We start from the raw sequence: 21190 nt of genomic DNA on the forward strand, positions 1-21190 counted from the left end.
CCTCCGGAGAGGAACGGCCCTTCGAGCAGGGCGCGAGCCCTGCGGTGCGTCGGATCAGACGCCGTAGTACAGCTCGAACTCGAAGGGGTGCGGGCGCTGCGCGAGGGGCTTGATCTCCTTCTCGCGCTTGTAGTCGATCCAGGTCTCGATGAGCTCCTGGGTGAACACGCCGCCCTGGAGCAGGAAGTCGTGGTCTACTTCTGCAGGCCGCGTGCGTTGCGCTAACGAATCGGCTCGAGCCGCATCGGCCTGAGAATTCATCAGCACCGATGCGGTGGGGCCTGGCCGCCTGACACGAAATGGCTCACGCAAGATCATTCTTCATGTAGCTCGTGCGCTCTGCGTTCCGGATCGGTCTGTTGCAAACGCCTTCTGAAGGAAGTCCGCCGAGTCAAAATGCTTGTAGCCCAAGGGAAGAGGCTCTGAAAAATCCTCGACTACTGTCCCCGCGTGCCAGACGCTCCCAAAGAACCATTTTCGAACCCCAACCTTCCGCAGTCGAGAGCGCTTCGTCGAACGCGAGACTTTATCGGTTTCGGCCATCATGTACCTTTCTTTGTACCGGACTTCTTTGTCAGGTGATGTTCCGCGCGAACACGGCCGAGCCAGCTTCCACCGGCCATCACTAGATTGAGCACCGCGGCGGCCAGGAGCATGAGCCAGGCCTGGTCCGGGTCGAACGTGCCAATTTTAGCGCCACTTCGCTGACCGATTGCTAGTACCACTCCGAGAACAGCGATGACGGCCGTGAAGATCGGCACAATCCTGGAAGGCATCTGGGGACGTCGGTGGTCCTTGCCTGCATCAAACCCGGCGAGAGCGGCAGCGGCGATCGGAACGGCGCACAGGAGGCCGATGAGCGGAAGATCGTTGATCGGGACCCCAACCGGCGTGATTTGGTGACGTGCAGCGATCGCCGCGACGAGGCCGACTGTCGCCGCTGCGGCAAACATGGGGGACGCGAGCGAGCCCGGCGAACGTTCCTCGAAGTCCGCGCTCATGAAAATCCTTGGGGCGGGTAACGCGCGAACGTATCCGGGCCACGAGGGACCAAGGGGTATCAAGTCCGCAATAGCTGCGTCCCTGAAGTACACGTGCATGCGCCGTTGCCCCTCCGGCTTACTCACGTCGCCTGGAAGGCCGTCCACGATGTGGTGCTGACCCCAAATCCCGGAGGATGAGTAGTAGGTACCCTCCGGGCCCTGCATCTCGAGATGGTAGCTACGCGTCAGGCGGAGATTACCAATTTCGAAGTAAAGCCGAGACGGCCGAACTCCCGCTGCCAGACGGATGTGCTCCCATATTCGAGTAACTCCATCAAGAAGCTCGGCGCCTCGTCCAGAGGGTACCCCATGCACATCTGTCGTGACAGGTTGAGCAACTCTGCGCTCTAGGCGGACACGAAGCACGTCTGGCCATGCTCGCTCGCTTAATTGCTTGCGCGAGAAAGAAATGCAGAGCGGCAGCACTCCGTTCAGTCTGTCAAAAAGGTTCTGAAGTTGCGTGAGGGCGGTCTCGTCAATTGGTTCTTCCGTGTCAATCTCTTCCGAAACAGATTTTATTAAACTGAAAACTTCTGTTACCTGATGTTCAGGCGATGGCGATGCGGAAGTAAGTACCGCGATCACCAGCGACTCAATCCTGGAGCAGTATTGATCAAGAAATTCAGGTGCAACCATGCGAGCAATTCTTCGCATCACGGCGATTTCAAATACAATAACGTTAGAATGAGAAACCGTCGAGATGCGTTTATCGTCGATGCCATAGGCTTTCAGACCACTCGCATGATGCCCTTTTTTAGGAAATTGTAATGGCACTAAGAAGGAAGTCTCTACGACTGCCGCCTGTTCAGTAGCAACTTGCACTCTTAGACTGAATGTAGTGTCCACCATAATCGAGGTATGAGCTGGAGATACTCGCTCCGAAATGCGCTCAACGACCCCTGCGGGCTCGACGACACAGTTTAGGAATAAGGTGAGTTGTTCAGGTTTCAGTACATCGTCGCCATTGCGGGGAACAAGTCGCTCAAGCTCGTCGCGGTCAAAGGTGAAGTCCTGCAACGAAGCAATAGAAGATTTTTTTACAAAAGTTCGTTGTTTAAATCGAACCATCGAGTAAGCAACACCTGAGATGATGAAGCAAACCGCAACCACGAAGACAAAGATTGGATCACTTTGAGGCTTCGAAGTCGGGAACATGAGAACACTGACATTGCCAGCAGCAAGAAAAAAACTGAAACCGAAGGCAGCACATAGCGCAGCCCACAAAAAACGCCATTTTGTCATGTATCTCCTCGTTCCAAACTAACTCGCGCAAGGTTAGCGGTCTTGGCGCTGGGCAATGACCGTTGTAGACATGCAGTCTCTTCAGGTACTTGAGGCAGTGGCGAAAGTAGGCGTTGCGCCGAGTCGTACCAAACGCTCTGAAGGCGATTCAGGTGATTTTGGAGGTGCAAGGCGGTTTACTGAATGATAGCCCCCACGCCCCATCGGAGGCTTGGGTCAGAAAGTAAAGCCTTCCATTCAGCACAACATGGGTCATAAGTTGGCCTCGTAGCCGGACAGGGTATTGCTCAGTCTGAGCGAGACGGACGGTTGGCCGGGCTACAGGTGCTGACAGCTGTTATACAATTGAGGAACGCAATCATGTGCTGGCGCGCCTCACGAGCCGTCTGCGTTTGGGGGCTCGTCGAAATGCGAAGATCGCTGTCCTCTAGGGCAGGGTTCGGGTTCGCGAGCGGATCCAATGAGGCTGATTTGCAGTGCGGGAGACTCTAACAATTAGCAGTTGAATGCTGGAGCCGGAACGCTTATTCACGCACCCAAACGCGAAGAAGCAGGTGGAAAAATTCGGCTGAGGGCAGTTGAGGGGACCTCTAAATTATTAAAGCAGCGTTGGCTGGACACTGCGACCGCTTGGGATGAACGCGGTGATCGAATATTCAGACCAGTCGCCCGAAGTTGGGTAGTGGTGCTGGAAGTGGATACGCCGGTACCCAATGCGCTTATCAACGCGAGGGGCGCGATCCCACGTCACGCGCGTCCGGGGCAACGTGAGACTCCTGGCCGCATAAATGCATTGACTGTTCGAACCGAGGGATGTCAACGATGGAGCGCAAGTAACGATGGATTGCGCACTCGACCGACTGAAGGATGAGCGCGCTACTGACGTGCCTGTACTCCGGCACTTCGTGACGTGTCCGCGATGAGTCCCTTTTCTTTAGAAGCACGTCGAAGGGCGAAAGAACATCGATCCGCTTGCGGCGCAGCTATCACGCCGACTCCGGTGCGCAAACACGAGGCGCCGAAGGGGAGTGGGCCAGTCACTCTTCGTCGGGTAGACGGCGGCCTCCATGAGGCGGCGATTGCCGCCTCGCGCACCGGTCAAGTGGACCTCCTTCGAAATAGCGAGACGCCCTCGGTCCGGTGGCCAAATTTTACGAACGCCGGCAGCGATTCCGACTGGCTTGCTGACTGATGGAACCGCAACATGAATAGGTCAGGAGTTAATTTGCAGATTCCGACCGTTTGGCCGTGAGCCTCCGCCGAGCGCAATGGATAGTAGTTGCGGATCGCGTCGCAGTGTACCGAGTGTTAGCCCGATCCCCCTCGCATCCAGCACCCCCGTCACAGATTCGCGTCTCTGGTGATCGCTTGCGGCCTCTACCCTGCGCCGTCCGTGCTTACGGTCGGTGCGGCGCGGTCGACTTCGTCGCAGCATCGGCAAGGAGACGTTGAACGCCCCCCGAGCGCAGTGCTCGGGGGGCGCTTTCCGTGTTCATTCGGTCCGTCTGCGGACTATACCCGCTTCTGGCCCGTCTTCTAGCTAGACGCCGTAGTACAGCTCGAACTCGAAGGGGTGCGGGCGCTGCGCGAGGGGCTTGATCTCCTTCTCGCGCTTGTAGTCGATCCAGGTCTCGATGAGCTCCTGGGTGAACACGCCGCCCTGGAGCAGGAAGTCGTGGTCGGCCTCGAGGGCGGCCAGGGCCTCCTCGAGCGAGGCGGGGACCTGCGGGATGAGCTTGGCCTCCTCCGGGGGCAGCTCGTACAGGTCCTTGTCGACCGGCTCGTGCGGCTCGATGCGGTTCTTGATGCCGTCGAGGCCCGCCATCAGCTGCGCGGCGAACGCGAGGTACGGGTTGCCCGAGGCGTCGGGCGCGCGGAACTCGATGCGCTTGGCCTTCGGGTTCGTGCCGGTGATCGGGATGCGGATCGACGCGGAGCGGTTGCCGGCCGAGTAGACCAGGTTGACCGGCGCCTCGAAGCCCGGGATCAGGCGGTGGTACGAGTTGACCGTCGGGTTCGTGAACGCGAGGACCGCGGGGGCGTGCTTGAGCAGGCCGCCGATGTACCAGCGCGCGACGTCCGAGAGTCCGCCGTAGCCGTTCTCGTCGTAGAACAGGGGCTTGCCGTCGTTCCAGAGCGACTGGTGGGTGTGCATGCCCGAGCCGTTGTCGCCGAAGAGGGGCTTCGGCATGAACGTGGCGGTCTTGCCCCACTGCTCGGCCGTGTTCTTGACGATGTACTTGAACTTCAGGATGTCGTCCGCGGAGTGGACCATCGTGTCGAAGCGGTAGTTGATTTCCGCCTGGCCGCCGGTGCCCACCTCGTGGTGCGAGCGCTCGAGGATGAGGCCGGCGTCGATCAGCTTGAGGCAGATGTCGTCGCGGAGGTCGGCCTGCTTGTCGACCGGGCTGACCGGGAAGTAGCCGCCCTTGTAGGGGGTCTTGTTGCCGAGGTTGCCGCCCTCTTCGACGCGGCCCGAGTTCCAGGCGCCCTCGACGGAGTCGACGGAGTGGAACGCGGAGTTCTGGGTGACCTCGTAGCGCACGTCGTCGAAGATGTAGAACTCGGCCTCGGGGGCGAAGAACGCGGTGTCGGCGATGCCGGTCGACGCGAGGTACTTCTCGGCCTTCTTGGCGACCTGGCGCGGGTCCTTCGAGTAGATCTCGCCGTTGCGCGGGTTGTAGATGTCGAAGACGATGATCAGCGTGCGCTCGACGCGGAACGGGTCCACGTAGGCGGTGGTCACGTCAGGGATCAGCTGCATGTCCGATTCGTGGATGTTCGCGAATCCGCGGATCGAGGACCCGTCGAAGAGCTGGCCGACGGAGAAGAACTCCTCGTCGACCGTCGAGGCGGGGATGTTGAAGTGCTGCTGGACACCGGGGAGATCGGTGAACCGGATGTCGAGGAACTTGACGTCCGTGTCCTTGATGAACTTGAGCACCTCGGAAGAATCTTTAAACATGCAAAGGTCTCCAATGGCGTAACGGGTGGCTGCAGACGCAGCCGTTCCACAGTAGTCACCGGCGGTTACCCCGCCGTGTCCCTCGTGTTTCGGGCGTGTTACACGGGGTCCCGCCGGGCGGGTCGCGGCCGGCCTCCGCTCCCGGCGGGCGCGCGGGCTGCGCGGGTAGCATCGGAGGATGCCAGCACCCGAGCGCAGGACCTTCGCCGACGTCGCCCCGAGCACGCGGCCGGGGGAGCGGCTCGGGCTCCCCGAGACCGGCCGGATGTCGATCGCCCGGCCCGGTCGCCGCTTCGCCGCCCTCGCCGTCGACTTCGCGATCGTCGCGCTGCTGTCCTTCGTCTTCTTCGGCTACGACCGCTGGGCGAGCATCATCCTCTTCGTGGTGCTGCAGGCGGTGTTCATCCCGACCATCGGCGGGAGCATCGGCCACCGGCTGCTGGGTCTGCGCGTCGTCCGCCTCGGCGGCGGCTGGGTCGGCGTCTGGCGTCCGCTGGTGCGGTCGGTGCTCCTCGCCGTGCTCGTCCCCGCCCTCGTCTGGGACTCGGACCAGCGCGGCTTCCACGACAAGGTCGCGGGCACGGTGCTCGTCCGCTACTGATCGGGCCGTCGCCCGGGAACGACGAACGGGCCGGCGGGAGTGATCCCGGCCGGCCCGTTCGTGTGCTCGTCCCGTGCGTCAGCGGGAGCGCTGCGGCCGCACCTTGAAGGGGTCGACGCCCTTGGGGATCGGCAGCGAGGTGTTCAGCGAGGCGAGGCGGTTCTTGACGGCCAGCACCTCCGCCTTGGTCAGCACCTTCTTCGTCTTCGCGAGGGCGCGGGGCACCTTGTGCAGCGGGACGGCGCCCTCGTCAGGGCCGACGTTCACGAAGGTGACGGGGACGTTGGGGAGGATGCGGGTCACCTTGCGGCGCTCGTCCTCGAGCATGCGCTTGGTGCGGCCGGTCGGGCCCTCCGCGATCAGCACGACACCGCCGCGGCCGACGGCGCGGTAGACCGCGTCCTGCGTCTTGCCGTTGACGGCGACCGGCATCTCGCCGCCGGTCCAGGTGCCGCGGAGTCCGCTGCGCAGGACGGCGCCCACGGCGCCCGGCTGCCCGGCGATCTGCCCGTAGGCGGCGCGCTCGGCGCGGCGGGAGAGGACCGCGAGTCCGGCGACGAGTCCGGCCATCACGCCGACGACGATCCAGAGCGCGATGACGAAGCCGTTGCCGTCGCCGAGGAGGATCCCGATCAGGATCGGGACCAGCAGCGCCAGCAGGATGATCCAGACCGCGCTGCTGTCGTAGCGGCGGGTCATCTGGAACACCTGCCACATCTGCTTGAGACGTCCTGGTTCCTTGACCGCCTTCGTCGACGGTTCCGTGCTGCGTGCCATTCCTCCAGGATACCGAGCGGACCCGGTGGGGGAGACCGATCCGAGCGGATCCGCCGGACCTCCCCTCCTCCCCAGCGACGGCACACCGGATCCGTCCACCGATCGGGCCTCCGCCGCCCCGGCGAGCCGGCTCGCTCGACACCCTCGGAGCATGGCAGCGAGCGATGAGAGCGAACGGAGCGGCGGACAGCCGCTCGAGGGGGTCGCCGGTCACGCCGTGGTGGGCTCCGGAGCGCTCGGGCCGGTCGTCCACGACGGCGACGGCCGGTTCCTGAACGCTCTCCTGCTCTCGCAGGAGCGGGCGGAGGGCGCGCTGGGGTCGGGGATCGAGCGGCTCGCGCCGCACGAGCATCGGCAGCGCCTCGTCGACGTCGGGGTGCACGCCGATGGAGCCGTCCTCCTCACCACCCCGGCCGTCGTCTCGACCCTCGAGCAGGTGCTCGAGTCCGGTGCGGTGCTGCCGCCGGGGGTCGTCGTCACCCTCCTCGCGCCGGTCGTCGGCGCCCTGCGGGACGCGGCGGCGTCGGGAGTCCACCCGCTTCCCGGTGCCGAGGCGATCGGAGTGACGGAGGAGGGGCGTCCGGTGCTGCTGCTCACCGAGGCGCCGACGGGATCGACCGAGGCCGACGTCGTGGCCGCGGTGATCGGGCTCCTCGGACGCTGCCGTCGGAGTTGCCCCGCCTGGCGGGGGAGCCCGCGGGACGACGACGACCTCGCGGCGCTGGAGGCGCTCCTCTACCGCTCCGCGGCGCCGTTGCCCCTCCGCGCGGTTCACCGGACAGAGACGGCGGCCGACCGGGAGCGGTCGAGCGGGGTCGTCGAGAGCCCGCCTGCGCGACACCGCCGCACGCATCCGCTGGACGGCTGGCGCGATCGGGTGCGCGCGCTGGTGGTCGGCCGCCGCGGCCCCCTCGTGACCGCGGCCGTCGTCCTCGTCGGCGCGCTGGTGATGACGGGCCTCGGCCCAGACCGGAGCACGGGAGCGGAGACGGCCGCGTCGACGCGGACGCCGGCACCGAGTCCCGTCGCCCCGACGAGGCCGGTACCGGCGACCGCGCCAGCGACCGCGGGAGCGACACCGACACCGCCGGTGAGAGCCACGGCGACGCAGACACGGCCACCGGCACCGGCGCCGCCGAGGGCCGCGCCACCGACGGTCCGGCCGCCGAGCGCGGAGCTCGGGGCGGAGGAGGCGGCGACGGCCCTTCTCGCGGCGGCCCGGCACTGCGGTGGCTCGGAGAGCGCCTGCGCGGAGGCGCTGACCACCCCCGACTCGCCGATCCGCGCCGACGGGGGCTCCGCGTTCGCAGCGCTCCGGACGCCGGCCTCCGCCGTCATCGCGGTGCGCGTGGACGTGAACGGCGCCTCCGCCGTGGTCGCCGTCGGTCCGGATCCGGGAACGACGACGGCCTCCGTCCTGATGATCAGGACGGAGGCCGCCTGGCTTCTCCGCGACGTCTTCACCGACGGGGGCCGCTAGTGCGGCGCGTCAGCGTGGCGACGTCAGATGCCGAGGTCGTTCTCGAACGAGCCCTCCTCGAGGCGCTCCTTGATGGCCACCAGGAAGCGGGCCGCGTCGGCGCCGTCGACCGTGCGGTGGTCGTAGGAGAGGGCGAGGAACACGGTCGAGCGGATCGCGATCGCGTCGCTGCCGTCGACCTGCACGACGGCCGGCTTCTTCGTGACGATGCCGGTGCCGAGGATCGCGGTCTGCGGCAGGAACACGACGGGCGTGTCGAACAGCGCGCCGCGCGAGCCGGTGTTCGTCAGCGTGAAGGTGCCACCGGCCAGCTCGTCGGGCTTGAGCTTGTTGTTGCGGGTGCGCTCCGCGAGGTCGCCGATGGTGCTGGCGATCTGCGCGAGCGTGAGCTCCGACGCGTTCTTCAGGACCGGCGTGAGGAGGCCGCGCTCGGTGTCGACCGCGATGCTGATGTTCTCGTGGTCCGGGTAGACGATCGAGTCGCCGTCGAGCGTCGAGTTGATCACCGGGTAGGCCTTGAGGGCCTCGGCGGCCGCGAGGGCGAAGAACGGCAGGAAGGACAGCTTGGCACCGGTCTTCTCGTTGAAGGTCTTCTTGACCGAGTCGCGGAAGCGGGCGACGGCGGTGACGTCGACCTCGACGACCGAGGTGAGCTGGGCGGTCGACTGCATCGACTCGACGGCGCGCTGCGCGAGCACCTTGCGCAGGCGGGTCATCGGCTGCGTCGTGCCGCGCAGGGGCGAGGTCTCGAGCGGCGTGCGAGCGGCCTTCGCGGCGGCGGCGGCCGGAGCCGAGACCGGGGCGGGAGCCGATTTGGCGGCCTCGACGGCGTCGAGCACGTCCTGCTTGCGGATGCGCCCGCCGACACCGGTGCCGGTGAGGGTGGAGAGGTCGATGCCGTTCTCGCCGGCGAGCTTGCGCACCAGCGGGGTGACGTAGCCGGGGTTCGAGTCGGTGGGCTCGGGGGTCGCGGCCGGCGCGGGGGCGGCGGCGGCGGGGGCCGGAGCGGCGGCGGCGGGAGCCGGGACCGACGGAGCGGGGGCGGACGCCTCCGGAGCGGCGGGCTTCTCGGCGGCGGGGGCCGGCTCGGGCTCGGCGGGGGCCGGAGCCTCCTCCTCGGTCTCCGCATCGACGGACGGGGTGGCCTCGTCGGTCGGCTCGGTCTCGGCGGCCTCGGCCTCGGGAGACTCCTCGGCGGCCGGCTCCTCGGCGGGGGCTTCGGGCGCGGACGTGGCTCCGGAGCCGTCGCCGATGCGCACCAGCTCGGCGCCGACCTCGACGGTCTCGTCCTCCTGGACGAGGATCTCCTCGATGACACCGGCGACGGGCGAAGGGATCTCGGTGTCGACCTTGTCGGTCGAGACCTCGAGCAGCGGCTCGTCGACCTCGACGCGGTCGCCGACGTTCTTCAGCCAGCGGGTGACCGTTCCTTCCGTGACACTCTCTCCGAGTGCCGGGAGGCTGACGGATTCGCTCATGAGCCTGTCTCCTTAAGACGCTTGTGTACGTGGTTTCAGTTTAGTGAGGCGGGAACGGCCGGTCGCCGTCCCGCGATGGTCCTAGAGGGCGTGCAGCGGCTTCCCCGCCAGCGCGAGGTGCGCCTCGCCGAGCGCCTCGTTCTGGGTCGGGTGCGCGTGCACGAAGGGGGCGACGTCCTCGGGGTGCGCCTCCCAGTTCACGATGAGCTGGGCCTCGCCGATCAGCTCGCCGACGCGGGCGCCGATCATGTGCACGCCGACGACGGGCCCGTCGACGACGCGCACGACCTTGACGGAGCCGGCGGTGCCGATGATCGTGCTCTTCGCGTTGCCGCCGAGACCGTAGTCGTAGCTCGCGACACGCTCGGCGCCGTACTCGGCGACGGCCCGCGCCTCGGTCAGACCGACGGACGCCACCTCGGGGTCGCTGTAGGTGACCTTCGGGATGTTGAGGTCGGCCACCGTCTGCGGCTTCAGGCCGGCGAGCTCCTCGGCGACGAAGATCCCCTGCTGGAAGCTGCGGTGGGCGAGCTGCAGGCCGGGCACGATGTCGCCGACGGCGTAGACGCCGGGGACCGAGGTCTGCAGGCGCTCGTCGGTGATCACGTAGCCCCGGTCGAGCGTGACGCCGATCTCCTCGAGGCCGAGCCCGGCGGTGACCGGGCCGCGGCCGACCGCGACGAGGAGGAGGTCGCCCTCGACGCTCGCCCCGCTCTCGAGCGAGATCGAGACGCCGTCGTCGGTCTGGACGACGCCGGTGACGCGCGAGCCGAGGGTGAAGGAGATCCCGCGCTTGCGGAAGGCGCGCTCGAACTGCTTGCTGACGCTCTCGTCCTCGTTCGGCACGAGGTGGGGGAGCGCCTCGACGATCGACACCTCGGCACCGAAGGAGCGCCAGACGCTGGCGAACTCCACGCCGATGACACCGCCGCCGAGCACGACGACCCGCTCGGGGACGTGGTCGAGCTCGAGGGCCTGTTCGCTGGTGATCACTCGGCCGCCGATCTCGATGCCCGGGAGGGTGCGCGAGGCGGAGCCGGTCGCGACGACGATCGAGCCGCCGTGCAGCACGTGCTCGCCGACCGTGACGGTCGTCGGCCCGGTCAGCCGGCCCTCGCCGGAGACGACGGTGATGCCGCGGGCGGAGACGAGGCTCTGCAGGCCCTTGTACTTGCCGGCGACGACGCCCTCGCGGTAGCGCGTGACGCCGGGGACGTCGATGCCCTGGAAGCCGGCGAGGACGCCGTACTTCTGCGCGTCCCGGGCGCCGTCGGCGAGCTCGGCGGCGTGCAGGAGGGCTTTGGTCGGGACGCAGCCGCGGTGCAGGCAGGTGCCGCCGAGCTTGTCGCGCTCGACGATCGCCACGCTCATCCCGAGCTGGGTCGCGCGCAGAGCCGCCGCGTACCCGCCGCTGCCACCTCCGAGCACGACCAGGTCGTAGCGCTCTTCCGACACCCAGTGACTCCCTTGCGACGTGCGGTTCCCCTCGCCTCCGCGGATCTCCGCGCCTGTGCGCGGGCCGGTCGGAGGGGGGACGAGGCGGGAGATCCCGCCCCGTCGACCCTACTACGCGCTCGCCAGGCCCTCGGCCAGGGCGAGGAGGGCGCGGACCGAGACCCCGGTGGGGCCGGTGCCGGTGAAGCCGTACCCGCCGCCGCCGTTGTTCGCCGGGCCGGCGATGTCGAGGTGCACCCAGGGGATGCGCGCCGCGTCCGGGCCCTCGCCACGGGTGCCGACGAACTCCTGGAGGAAGTGCGCGGCGATCAGCATGCCGCCGGCGGTGTTGCCCGGCTTGATGTTGGCGATGTCGGCGATCTCGGAGTTGAGCAGCGGGCGGAGCTCCGCGGGGAGCGGCATGTGCCAGAAGAGCTCGCCCGTGCTGCGCGCCGACTCCAGCACGGAGGCGATCAGCTCGTCGTCGCCGAACACGCCGGTGTAGCGGTTGCCGAGCGCGACGACGGCGGCGCCGGTCAGCGTCGCGACGTCGACGATCGCGTCGGGCTGCTCCTCGCTCGCGGCGACGAGGCCGTCGGCGAGCACGAGGCGGCCCTCGGCGTCCGTGTTGAGGACCTCGACGGTCTTCCCGCCGCGGATCGTGAGCACGTCGTTCGGGCGGATGGCCGTGCCGGAGGGCATGTTCTCGGCGATGCAGAGCCAAGCGGTGACCCGCACCGGCAGGCGGAGCTCGGCGACCGCGCGCACGACCGCGTAGACCGTCGCCGCGCCGGTCATGTCGTCCTTCATGCCGATCATCGAGGCCGGCGGCTTGAGGGAGAGTCCGCCGCTGTCGAAGGTGATGCCCTTGCCGACCAGCGCGAGGTGCTTCGGCGCCGCCGACTCCGGCGTCTTCTCGGGCGTGTAGGCGATCTTGACGAGGCGCGGCGGGCGGGACGAGCCGCTGCCGACACCGAGGATGCCGCCGAAGCCGTCGCGCTCGAGCGCCGACTCGTCCCAGACCGTGACCTCGAGGGGGAGCCCTTCGACGCCCTCCTGCACGGCCTCGGCCAGGGTCTGCGGGTAGAGGTGCGACGGCGGGGCGTTGACCAGGTCCTTCACGGCGGACACGGCGCGACCGACGACCTGCGCGCGCTCGAGGACGGCCGCGTCGGCGGACTCGTCGGAGGTCACGAGGAGCACGCGCTCGACGGGAGCCTTCGCGGCGTCGAGGGTGCTGTGCCGGAAGGCGGTGTAGCTGTAGGAGCCGAGCGCGGCTCCCTCGGCGACGGCCGCGAGCGCGTCCTCGTCTCCGGTGGGCAGGGCGAGGGCGACCGAGGCGGTGCCGGCGAGGCTGCGGACCGCGAGTCCGGCGGCGGTGCGCAGCACGGTGGCGCTCGGCTCCGCGGAGCCCAGGCCGACGAGGACGACCACGCCGGCGCGGACGGAGGAGGGGACCCGCGTCAGCGACTCCGCGGAGCCGGTCACCCCGAGCGCGGGGAGCGCGGCGACGAGGTCGTCGAAGCCGTCGACGCCGACGAGACGGGGGCCGTCCGGTCCGGGCGCGACGCCGAGGACGAGAGCGCCGGTGTCGAGATCGGAGGCGGGAACGGTCGTGTACTCGAGAGAGGAGAGGGGCATGAGCGCAATGCTAGGCGCGGCCGGGACGGCGCTCGGCCGCCCCGTCGCGGCTGTTCGCTCAGGGCTCAGCGCCGCCGGGGAGCCGCCCCGGTGGGCCGTCTAGGCTGGATCGCATGCCGGATCCTGCAGACCTCTTCGCGATCGAGGGCGACCTCGCCGACGTCCCGCGGGGCCTCCACCTCGTGGCCGGCCTCACCGGGTTCGCCGATGCCGGAGGTGCGGTCGGCCAGCTCGCCGAGCACCTGCACGGGACGCTCGAGCACCGGACCGTCGTCGAGTTCGATCCCGACCAGCTGCTCGACTACCGCGCACGACGGCCGATCATCACCTTCGATCAGGACCACCTCACCGACTACACCCCGGCGAGCCTCCGCCTCTCGCTCGCGCACGACGAGCTGCACCAGCCGTTCCTCCTGCTCACCGGGTTCGAGCCGGACTACCAGTGGGAGCGCTTCACCCGGGCGGTGCTCGAGCTCATCGATCGGCTCGAGGTCGCGAGCACCACCTGGGTGCACGCGATCCCGATGCCCGTCCCGCACACCCGGCCGGTCGGCGTGACGGTCAGCGGCAACCGCGAGGACCTGATCGAGGCCATGTCGGTCTGGAAGCCGGTCACCCAGGTGCCCGCGAACGTCCTGCACCTGCTCGAGCTCCGCCTCTACGACCGGGCTCTCCCGGCCGTCGGCTTCGCCCTGCTGATCCCGCACTACCTCTCCGACACCGCCTACCCCCAGGCGGCCGTCGCCGCGCTCGAGAGCATCTCGGCGTCGACGGGGCTGATCTTCCCGACCGACAGCCTCCGCGAGAGCGGCCGCGAGTTCCTCTCGAAGGTCGACGAGCAGGTCGGCTCGAACGAGGAGCTGCAGAAGCTCGTCGCGGCCCTCGAGTCCCGGCACGACACCTACATGGAGGGGACGAGCCTGCGCTCGCCGCTCACCGACGAGGACGGCTTCGTCCCGACCGCCGACGCGCTCGCGGCCGAGCTGGAGAAGTTCCTGGCCATCAAGCGGCCCGGCGAGGAGCCCACGGCCCAATAGCAGGCGGCCCGCGCTTGGTAGTCTCTGCCGAGTGCGATCTCGTCGAGCCTGGTTCGTCTTCGGTGCCGGTGCCTTCGCGTACCTGGTCGCCGTCCTCGACCGCACGACGCTCGGAGTAGCGGGCGTCGACGCGGCGGAGCGGTTCGGCATCTCGGCCGCGATGCTCTCCTCGCTCGCCGTCGTCCAGCTGATCGTCTACGCCGGCATGCAGATCCCGGTCGGCATCCTCATCGACCGCTTCGGCCCGAAGACGCTGATCCTCAGCGGGACAGCGCTGATGATGGTCGGCCAGATCGTCCTGGCCTTCGCGCCGTCCCTCGGCGTCGCCATCGTCGGACGGATCCTGGTGGGTGCGGGCGACGCCGCGATCTTCACCTCGGTGATCAGACTGACCGTGACCTGGTTCAGCGGACCGATCGTCCCGCAGCTCTCGCAGTGGATCGGCAACATCGGCCAGGTCGGCCAGATCCTCTCCGCCCTGCCGTTCGCCGCGATCCTGCACGCGGCGGGCTGGACTCCCGCCTTCCTCTCCGTCGCCGGGATCGGCGCCGTCGCGTTCCTCGGCGTGCTCCTGCTGATCACCGACATCCCGCCGCGGACCGAGCCGATCGTCCTGGTGCCGCCGACGCTCCGCGCGACGATCACGCAACTGGGCGTGAGCCTGCGCCGGCCGGGCACACAGCTCGGCTTCTGGTCGCACTTCGTGACGCAGTCCTCCGGCACCGTGTTCACACTGCTCTGGGGCTACCCGTTCCTCGTGTACGCCATCGGCCTCGAGCCGGGCGTCGCCGCTCCGACGCTGACGATCGTCGTGGTCGCCGGCATCGTCGTCGGCCCGATCCTCGGCGTCCTCACCGCCCGGCACCCGATGCGGCGGAGCAACCTCGTGCTCGGCATCGTCTCGGCGATGGCGGTGGCGTGGACCGTCGTCCTGCTCTGGCCCGGCGTGCCGCCGTACTGGCTGATCGTCCTGCTGCTGATCGTCATCGGCGCCGGCGGGCCGGGATCGATGATCGGCTTCGACTTCGCGCGCACCTTCAACCCGTCCCGGAGCCTCGGCGCCGCGAACGGCGTGGTGAACGTCGGCGGCTTCCTCGCGAGCTTCACGATGATGTTCCTGATGGGGCTGCTGCTCGACTCGCTGGCAGGGCCGGGCGCGGACTCCGCCCGGCTCTACTCGATGGACCACTTCCGGCTCGCCTGGTGCATCCAGTACGTCGTCGTCGGCCTCGGAGTGATCGGACTGGTCACCGCTCGCCGCAGGACGCGGCGCCGGCTCGCCGAGGACGAGGGAATAACGGTGGCCCCTCTGTGGGTTGCATTGAACGACCGTCTCCGTCGTGGCCGCGCAGGACGCTGACCGTCGGACCCGCCCTTCCCCGTCCTTCCGCGAGGCCCCGCATGGTCTCGCGTCGGACTCCTCCCGGAGTGCCGAAGCCCTGAGCGCACGGCCGCACTACTCAGGCGTGCAATAATTGTCAATAGGACCCGTTCGGGTCGAGGAGCACGGCGCCCACGTCGGGCGTGCGATCCCCTCGACTTGACATGGGTCCTCGTAATGCCCACCGACGGACGACGCCTCCCGGCCTCGCCCGCAGCCGGGACGCAACGGATGGAGAGGTGCCGCCATGGCCACCAGAGCTACCAAGACCGCAACGCTCGACGCCGTCGACGACGACGTGACGACGACCAAGAAGCCCGCCGCGCGCAAGCCGGCGGCCAAGACCACGCGCGCCCGCGCCACCACCAAGGCCGCGGCCCCCGCTGCGGCGGAGGAGGAGCCCACCGAGCCCGAGGACGTCGACGGCGACGCCGACGCCGAGGAGGAGACCGCGGTCGTGGTCGAGGAGACCGAGACCGAGGCCAAGGACGACACCGAGACGCCGGTCGTCGCGGCCGCCGCTCCGGCCGAGCCGCTGCCCAGCGGCGCGCTCGTCCTCTCCTTCGGCGGCGACGACGACGAGGTCCCCGTCTACTCGACGGCGATCACCGGCGCCACGGCCGACCCGGTCAAGGACTACCTGAAGCAGATCGGCAAGGTCGCGCTCCTGAACGCGGCCGAGGAGGTCGAGCTCGCGATGCGCATCGAGGCGGGCCTCTTCGCCGAGGACAAGCTCGCGAACTCGAGCGACCTCAGCCCGGAGCTCGTCCGCGAGCTGCGCTGGGTCGCGAAGGACGGGCAGCGGGCCAAGAGCCACCTGCTCGGCGCGAACCTCCGCCTCGTGGTCAGCCTCGCCAAGCGCTACACCGGCCGCGGCATGCAGTTCCTGGACCTGATCCAGGAGGGCAACCTCGGTCTGATCCGCGCGGTGGAGAAGTTCGACTACACCAAGGGCTTCAAGTTCTCGACATACGCGACGTGGTGGATCCGCCAGGCGATCACCCGCGCGATGGCCGACCAGGCCCGCACCATCCGCATCCCCGTGCACATGGTCGAGGTCATCAACAAGCTCGCCCGCGTCCAGCGCCAGATGCTGCAGGACCTGGGCCGCGAGCCCACGCCCGAGGAGCTCTCCCGAGAGCTCGACATGACCCCCGAGAAGGTCATCGAGGTGCAGAAGTACGGCCGCGAGCCGATCTCGCTGCACACCCCCCTGGGTGAGGACGGCGACAGCGAGTTCGGCGACCTCATCGAGGACACCGAGGCGGTCGTGCCGGCCGACGCGGTGGGCTTCACGATGCTGCAGAAGCAGCTCGAGTCGCTGCTCGACTCCCTCTCCGAGCGCGAGGCCGGCGTGATCCGCATGCGCTTCGGCCTGGGCGACGGCATGCCCAAGACGCTCGACCAGATCGGCGACACCTTCGGCGTGACGCGCGAGCGCATCCGCCAGATCGAGTCCAAGACGATGGCCAAGCTCCGCCACCCGTCCCGCTCGCAGTCGCTCCGCGACTACCTCGAGTAAGCCGGTGATCCGCTACACGCCGGCGGTCCTCCTCGGGAGGGCCGCCCGGTTCGCAGCGCGCGTCCGCAAGCCCGGCGGAGGCTCCGCCGTGCCCGGACTCGTCGTGAACCGCCTCGCGCCGGGCTTCCTCCCGGCCGTGCTCGACGGCTTCACCGACGGCCTCGTCGTCGTCACCGGCTCGGCCGGGAAGTCGACGACGACCAAGATGCTCGTGGCGGTGCTCCGTGCCCACGGGCTGCGGGTCTTCACCAACCCCTCCACCGCGAACATCGCGCAGGGACTGACCTCCGCGCTGCTCGAGCGCACCGACCTCCGCGGGCGGATCGACGCGGACATCGCCGTCCTGGAGATGGACGAGGGACACGGCGCCCGGCTCGCGCCGCGGATGAGCCCGCGCGTCGTGCTGCTCACCAACGTGGTCGTCGACCAGATCGACCGCTTCTTCGACCCGGCCATGGTCGCCCGGATGCTCGCGACCATCGCGACCCGGGCCACTGGCCCCGTCGTCCTCAATGCGGACGACCGCCACGTCGCCGACATCGCGACGAGCCTGCCCAGCGATCGCCTGCGCTGGTACGGCACCTCGTCCGCCGTCCGCGACGCGGCTGTCGGGGGGCTCGGCTACGCGGCCGACGCCGAGGGCCAGGAGGGTCGTGCGACGACCGTCGTCGAGAGCACGGCCGGTGCCGCCGCGACGATCCGGAGCGACGGCGACGTCCTCGATGTCCGCCTGCCCGCTCGCGGCGTGCACTACGCGGTCGACGCCGCCTCGGCGGTCTCCGCGGCCCGCGCGATCCTCGGCACCCGCTTCCTCCCGGCGACGACCGCCTCCGCGCTCTCGTCGATCGACCCCGTGTTCGGGCGCGGCGAGATCGTGACGGTGCGCGGCCAGGAGGTCGAGTTCGTCCTGGTGCAGAACCCGGCGAGCTACCGCCTCAACATCGCGGAGATCCCCGAGGGCACCGAGCAGATCATGCTCGCCGTCGGCTCCGACGTCCGTGACCCGTCCTACTTCTGGCCGGTCGACACCGCCCGCCTCGGGCGGGTCCGGGTCGTCTCCGGCTCGAAGGCGCACGAGGCCGCGCTGCAGCTGCGCTACGACGGGGTCGCGATCGACGCGGTCGACGACGATCTCGGTCGTGCGCTCGACGCCTTCCTCGCGCTGCCCGCTCCGAGCCACGGGCGGAAGACGATCGTCTTCTCCGCCGACTCGATGCGGCGCACCCGCGCCCACCTCCAGCTCGCCTCCAACCGCGAGGAGACCGCGTGACCACCCTGTTGATCGGCGTGCTCGCCCCCGACGTCCTGGACAGCAACGGCGATGCGGCGAACGCCCGCGTCCTCGCGGCACGCGCCGGCTGGGCCGGTCTCGACGCCCGCCTCCTGGCGCTGCGCGAGGAGGCCGACTTCGCCGAGCGGCCCGACGTGCTCGTGGCCGGCACGGGAGCGGACGAGGACCTGCCCGCCGTGCTCGACCTCCTCCGCGCCGTCGGCGACACGGTCCAGGGCTGGGTGCGCGACGAGACCGAGGTCGTCGCCGTCGGCGCGGGCTGGGAGCTCCTCGCCGAGTCGTTCGCGACGTCCGAGGCCGTCATCGCCGGCATCGGGGTCCTCCCCGGTCGTGCCGTGACCTCCGAGCGCACGACCGACGACCTCGTCGTCGAGTCCGCGTCGGGCGTCCTCGTCGGCTTCGAGAACCACGCCCGCCGTTTCGAGGGCATCGATCCCGCGCACGTCCTCGGCCGGGTGCTGCACGGCACCGGTGACGGCGGGGGAGCGGAGGGCTACGCCGCAGGTCGGCTCCTCGGCACGCACCTCCACGGCCCCGTGCTCGCGAAGAACCCCGCCCTCGCGGACGCGATCCTGACCCGGGTGGCCGGGCGGCACGGTCTGGCCTACTCGATGCAGGACGAGCGGATCCGTGCGGCGGATGAGACAGCTCGAGCCGCCCGCGAAGTGATCGCGAAGCGGCTCGGAGTCGGCCGGTAGGGAGTCCCGCTCCCCACCGGCGAAGGGCGGGCTGACTAGGGGCGCTGCTCCTCGAAGAGGCGCGCCGACTCGTCGTGCCAGCTCTGGGCGATGCTGGAGAGCTTCTCCTGGTACTTCTTGCCGTGGTGCGCGCAGAACAGCAGCTCGCCGCTGTTCACCACGACACGGATGTAGGCCTGGGCTCCGCAGCTGTCGCAGCGGTCTGCCGCGGAGAGCTGCTGCGATCCAGCGAGCTCGTCCACGCCGTTCTGGGTTGCTGTGGTCGACATGACGTGGCCTCCTGCGCTCGGGTCTTCGACTTCGGTGGACTCGGCCTCTCAGCTCCGTCCTTCCCTTGGTCCAACCATCAAAGCACGCGGATGTTTCCCGGCAGAGTCGATCCCGTGGCATTTCGCTCTGCGCGTAGGTCCCCCGCCGCACTTCCCAGCCCGCGAGCACCGTGATCGCGCTCCGCCGCGCCGCGGCCGGGGTGTCGTCCCTCGAACCTAGACTGATCGGATGGCCTCCACCGACTACTCCGCACGGCACCTCTCCGTCCTCGAAGGCCTCGAGGCGGTGCGCAAGCGTCCCGGCATGTACATCGGGTCGACGGACTCCCGCGGGCTGATGCACTGCCTCTGGGAGGTCATCGACAACTCCGTCGACGAGGCCCTGGCCGGCCACGGCACCGAGATCAGCGTGGTGCTGCACGAGGACGGCAGCGTCGAGGTCCGCGACCGCGCCCGCGGCATCCCGGTCGACATCGAGCCCAAGACCGGGCTCACCGGCGTCGAGGTCGTCTTCACCAAGCTGCACGCGGGCGGCAAGTTCGGCTCCGGCTCCTACGCCGCCTCGGGCGGCCTGCACGGCGTGGGCGCCTCGGTCGTGAACGCGCTGTCGGAGCGGCTGGACGTTGAGGTCGACCGCGACGGCCGCACTTACCGGATGTCCTTCCATCGCGGCGAGCCCGGCCGCTTCGCGGACTCGGGCGAGCCGACCCCGGACGCTCCGTTCTCGCCGTTCGAGAACGGCTCGGAGCTGGAGATCGTCGGCAAGGTGAAGAGGGGCGTCACCGGGACGCGGGTCCGCTACTGGGCGGACCGGCAGATCTTCACCAAGGGCGCCGCCTTCCAGACCGACGACCTCGTCACCCGGGCCCGGCAGACCGCCTTCCTGGTGCCGGGGCTCACGATCGACATCGTCGACGACCGCGAGGAGGAGCGCCGCGCCGAGATGTTCCGCTACGACGGCGGCATCTCGGAGTTCGTCGAGTTCCTCGCTCCGGACGCGGCCGTCACCGACGTGCTGCGGCTCACCGGCAGCGGCACCTTCACCGAGACCGTGCCGGTGCTCACCCCCGGCGGCGCGATGGTTCCCACCGAGGTGGAGCGCACCTGCGAGGTCGACATCGCGCTGCGCTGGGGCACCGGCTACGAGACGGTGCTGCGCAGCTTCGTCAACATCATCTCGACGCCCAAGGGCGGCACCCACCAGACCGGCTTCGAGCAGGGGCTGCTGAAGCTGCTCCGCGCGCAGGTCGAGGCGAACGCCCGCAAGCTCAAAGCCGGCTCGGACAAGCTGGAGAAGGACGACGCGCTCGCGGGGCTCACCGCGGTGCTGACCGTGCGCCTGCCCGAGCCGCAGTTCGAGGGCCAGACGAAGGAGGTCCTCGGCACGCCGGCGGTGCGCGCGATCGTCGCGCAGACGATCACCTCGACCCTCGGCGCCGTCTTCGCCTCGACGAAGCGCGAGGACAAGGCGCAGATGTCGCAGCTGCTCGAGAAGCTCGTCGCCGAGATGAAGTCGCGGATCTCGGCCCGCGCGCACAAGGAGACGCAGCGCCGCAAGAACGCGCTCGAGTCCTCCTCGCTGCCGGCCAAGCTCGTCGACTGCCGCAGCAACGACGTGGAGAACAGCGAGCTGTTCATCGTCGAGGGCGACTCGGCGCTGGGCACCGCGAAGCTCGCCCGCAACAGCGAGTACCAGGCGCTGCTGCCGATCCGCGGCAAGATCCTCAACGTGCAGAAGGCGAGCATCGCCGACATGCTCTCGAACACCGAGTGCGCCTCGATGATCCAGGTGATCGGGGCCGGGTCCGGCCGCTCCTTCGAGCTGCCGGCCGCGCGCTACGGGAAGATCATCCTGATGAGCGACGCCGACGTCGACGGCGCGCACATCCGCACGCTCCTGCTCACGCTGTTCTTCCGCTACATGCGGCCGCTGGTCGAGGCCGGCCGGGTCTTCGCCGCGGTGCCGCCGCTGCACCGCGTCGTGGTGATGAACTCCGGCAAGAAGCCGAACGAGACGATCTACACCTACTCCGAGAAGGAGCTGCAGGGCGTCCTCGCCGGTCTGTCGAAGGCGAACCGGCGCTACCAGGACCCGATCCAGCGCTACAAGGGCCTCGGCGAGATGGACGCCGACCAGCTCGCGCTGACGACGATGGACCGCTCGCGGCGGACGCTGCGCCGGGTCAAGGTGTCGGACGCGGAGAACGCGGGCCGGGTCTTCGAGCTGCTGATGGGCAACGAGGTGGCGCCGCGCAAGGACTTCATCGTCCGCGGCTCCGAGACGCTCTCGCGCGACCGCATCGACGTCTGAGGCCCGTCCCGCGCCGGGGC

Annotated in this window: 15 protein-coding genes and 1 pseudogene; 8 read left to right on the forward strand and 8 right to left on the reverse strand. The window is 68.9% G+C overall.

Annotated features, from left to right (window positions below; all coding sequences use genetic code 11):
• Positions 1-54 precede the first annotated feature (54 nt).
• The 3 genes and pseudogenes from EDF43_RS11575 to glnA all read right to left on the reverse strand — a co-directional run.
• Positions 55-201, reverse strand: a pseudogene (locus EDF43_RS11575) (type I glutamate--ammonia ligase); the annotation flags it as partial.
• A 341-nt stretch (positions 202-542) separates the two neighbouring features.
• Complete coding sequence (locus tag EDF43_RS11580; RefSeq protein WP_132437046.1) at positions 543-2285, reverse strand: hypothetical protein; 1743 nt, start codon at positions 2283-2285, stop codon at positions 543-545.
• A 1540-nt stretch (positions 2286-3825) separates the two neighbouring features.
• Positions 3826-5250, reverse strand: a complete 1425-nt coding sequence (gene glnA, locus EDF43_RS11585) for a type I glutamate--ammonia ligase (RefSeq protein WP_123445839.1) — start codon at positions 5248-5250, stop codon at positions 3826-3828.
• A gap of 178 nt (positions 5251-5428) precedes the next feature.
• On the opposite strand from glnA, the gene EDF43_RS11590 reads away from it, so the two are divergent.
• Positions 5429-5851, forward strand: a complete 423-nt coding sequence (locus EDF43_RS11590; protein WP_132437047.1) for an RDD family protein — start codon at positions 5429-5431, stop codon at positions 5849-5851.
• A 78-nt stretch (positions 5852-5929) separates the two neighbouring features.
• Here EDF43_RS11590 and EDF43_RS11595 read toward each other — a convergent pair whose 3' ends face one another.
• Positions 5930-6628 (reverse strand): DUF4191 domain-containing protein, encoded by a 699-nt coding sequence (locus EDF43_RS11595; protein WP_132962506.1) that lies wholly within the window; start codon positions 6626-6628, stop codon positions 5930-5932.
• Between the two features lie 151 nt (positions 6629-6779).
• On the opposite strand from EDF43_RS11595, the gene EDF43_RS11600 reads away from it, so the two are divergent.
• On the forward strand, positions 6780-8108 hold the full coding sequence (locus tag EDF43_RS11600; RefSeq protein ID WP_132437048.1) for a hypothetical protein: 1329 nt from the start codon (positions 6780-6782) through the stop codon (positions 8106-8108).
• A 23-nt stretch (positions 8109-8131) separates the two neighbouring features.
• On the opposite strand, the gene sucB is transcribed toward EDF43_RS11600, so the two are convergent.
• The 3 genes from sucB to EDF43_RS11615 all read right to left on the reverse strand — a co-directional run bounded on the left by sucB (position 8132) and on the right by EDF43_RS11615 (position 12661).
• Entirely contained in the window at positions 8132-9586 is a 1455-nt protein-coding gene (gene sucB / locus EDF43_RS11605) for a 2-oxoglutarate dehydrogenase, E2 component, dihydrolipoamide succinyltransferase (protein WP_123736932.1), read from the reverse strand.
• Positions 9587-9667: 81 nt separating this feature from the next.
• A complete protein-coding gene (gene lpdA / locus EDF43_RS11610; RefSeq protein ID WP_132437049.1) occupies positions 9668-11041 on the reverse strand; it encodes a dihydrolipoyl dehydrogenase in 1374 nt (457 codons plus the stop codon).
• Positions 11042-11152: 111 nt separating this feature from the next.
• Positions 11153-12661: a leucyl aminopeptidase gene (locus EDF43_RS11615; RefSeq protein ID WP_132437050.1), complete on the reverse strand. Its 1509-nt coding sequence runs from the start codon at positions 12659-12661 to the stop codon at positions 11153-11155.
• A 113-nt stretch (positions 12662-12774) separates the two neighbouring features.
• On the opposite strand from EDF43_RS11615, the gene EDF43_RS11620 reads away from it, so the two are divergent.
• The 5 genes from EDF43_RS11620 (at position 12775) to EDF43_RS11640 (ending at position 18590) form a co-directional block, all read left to right on the forward strand.
• On the forward strand, positions 12775-13698 hold the full coding sequence (locus EDF43_RS11620) for a PAC2 family protein (protein ID WP_123736935.1): 924 nt from the start codon (positions 12775-12777) through the stop codon (positions 13696-13698).
• Between the two features lie 31 nt (positions 13699-13729).
• On the forward strand, positions 13730-15058 hold the full coding sequence (locus EDF43_RS11625) for an MFS transporter (RefSeq protein WP_132437051.1): 1329 nt from the start codon (positions 13730-13732) through the stop codon (positions 15056-15058).
• Between the two features lie 268 nt (positions 15059-15326).
• Positions 15327-16601: an RNA polymerase sigma factor gene (locus tag EDF43_RS11630; protein ID WP_132437052.1), complete on the forward strand. Its 1275-nt coding sequence runs from the start codon at positions 15327-15329 to the stop codon at positions 16599-16601.
• Between the two features lie 88 nt (positions 16602-16689).
• Positions 16690-17871, forward strand: a complete 1182-nt coding sequence (locus tag EDF43_RS11635) for a Mur ligase family protein (protein ID WP_165932475.1) — start codon at positions 16690-16692, stop codon at positions 17869-17871.
• Positions 17868-18590: a hypothetical protein gene (locus EDF43_RS11640; RefSeq protein WP_132437054.1), complete on the forward strand. Its 723-nt coding sequence runs from the start codon at positions 17868-17870 to the stop codon at positions 18588-18590. The genes EDF43_RS11635 and EDF43_RS11640 overlap by 4 nt, the downstream gene beginning before the upstream one ends.
• Positions 18591-18625: 35 nt before the next feature.
• On the opposite strand, the gene EDF43_RS11645 is transcribed toward EDF43_RS11640, so the two are convergent.
• Complete coding sequence (locus EDF43_RS11645) at positions 18626-18859, reverse strand: hypothetical protein (protein WP_123445851.1); 234 nt, start codon at positions 18857-18859, stop codon at positions 18626-18628.
• 229 nt (positions 18860-19088) lie between these two features.
• On the opposite strand from EDF43_RS11645, the gene EDF43_RS11650 reads away from it, so the two are divergent.
• On the forward strand, positions 19089-21170 hold the full coding sequence (locus EDF43_RS11650; protein WP_123736939.1) for a DNA topoisomerase IV subunit B: 2082 nt from the start codon (positions 19089-19091) through the stop codon (positions 21168-21170).
• Positions 21171-21190 lie beyond the last annotated feature (20 nt).

This window comes from Rathayibacter sp. PhB179, from assembly GCF_004345345.1.
Classification (GTDB): domain Bacteria; phylum Actinomycetota; class Actinomycetes; order Actinomycetales; family Microbacteriaceae; genus Rathayibacter; species Rathayibacter festucae.

Excerpts from the sequence above, each read along its gene's own strand:
- EDF43_RS11630 (WP_132437052.1), top strand. The coding sequence starts at position 15,327 with ATGGCCACCAGAGCTACCAAGACCGCAACGCTCGACGCCGTCGACGAC.
- sucB (WP_123736932.1), bottom strand. The coding sequence starts at position 9,586 with ATGAGCGAATCCGTCAGCCTCCCGGCACTCGGAGAGAGTGTCACGGAA.
- glnA (WP_123445839.1), bottom strand. The coding sequence starts at position 5,250 with ATGTTTAAAGATTCTTCCGAGGTGCTCAAGTTCATCAAGGACACGGAC.
- EDF43_RS11645 (WP_123445851.1), bottom strand. The coding sequence starts at position 18,859 with ATGTCGACCACAGCAACCCAGAACGGCGTGGACGAGCTCGCTGGATCG.
- EDF43_RS11615 (WP_132437050.1), bottom strand. The coding sequence starts at position 12,661 with ATGCCCCTCTCCTCTCTCGAGTACACGACCGTTCCCGCCTCCGATCTC.
- EDF43_RS11580 (WP_132437046.1), bottom strand. The coding sequence starts at position 2,285 with ATGACAAAATGGCGTTTTTTGTGGGCTGCGCTATGTGCTGCCTTCGGT.
- EDF43_RS11590 (WP_132437047.1), top strand. The coding sequence starts at position 5,429 with ATGCCAGCACCCGAGCGCAGGACCTTCGCCGACGTCGCCCCGAGCACG.
- EDF43_RS11620 (WP_123736935.1), top strand. The coding sequence starts at position 12,775 with ATGCCGGATCCTGCAGACCTCTTCGCGATCGAGGGCGACCTCGCCGAC.
- EDF43_RS11650 (WP_123736939.1), top strand. The coding sequence starts at position 19,089 with ATGGCCTCCACCGACTACTCCGCACGGCACCTCTCCGTCCTCGAAGGC.
- EDF43_RS11600 (WP_132437048.1), top strand. The coding sequence starts at position 6,780 with ATGGCAGCGAGCGATGAGAGCGAACGGAGCGGCGGACAGCCGCTCGAG.
- EDF43_RS11595 (WP_132962506.1), bottom strand. The coding sequence starts at position 6,628 with ATGGCACGCAGCACGGAACCGTCGACGAAGGCGGTCAAGGAACCAGGA.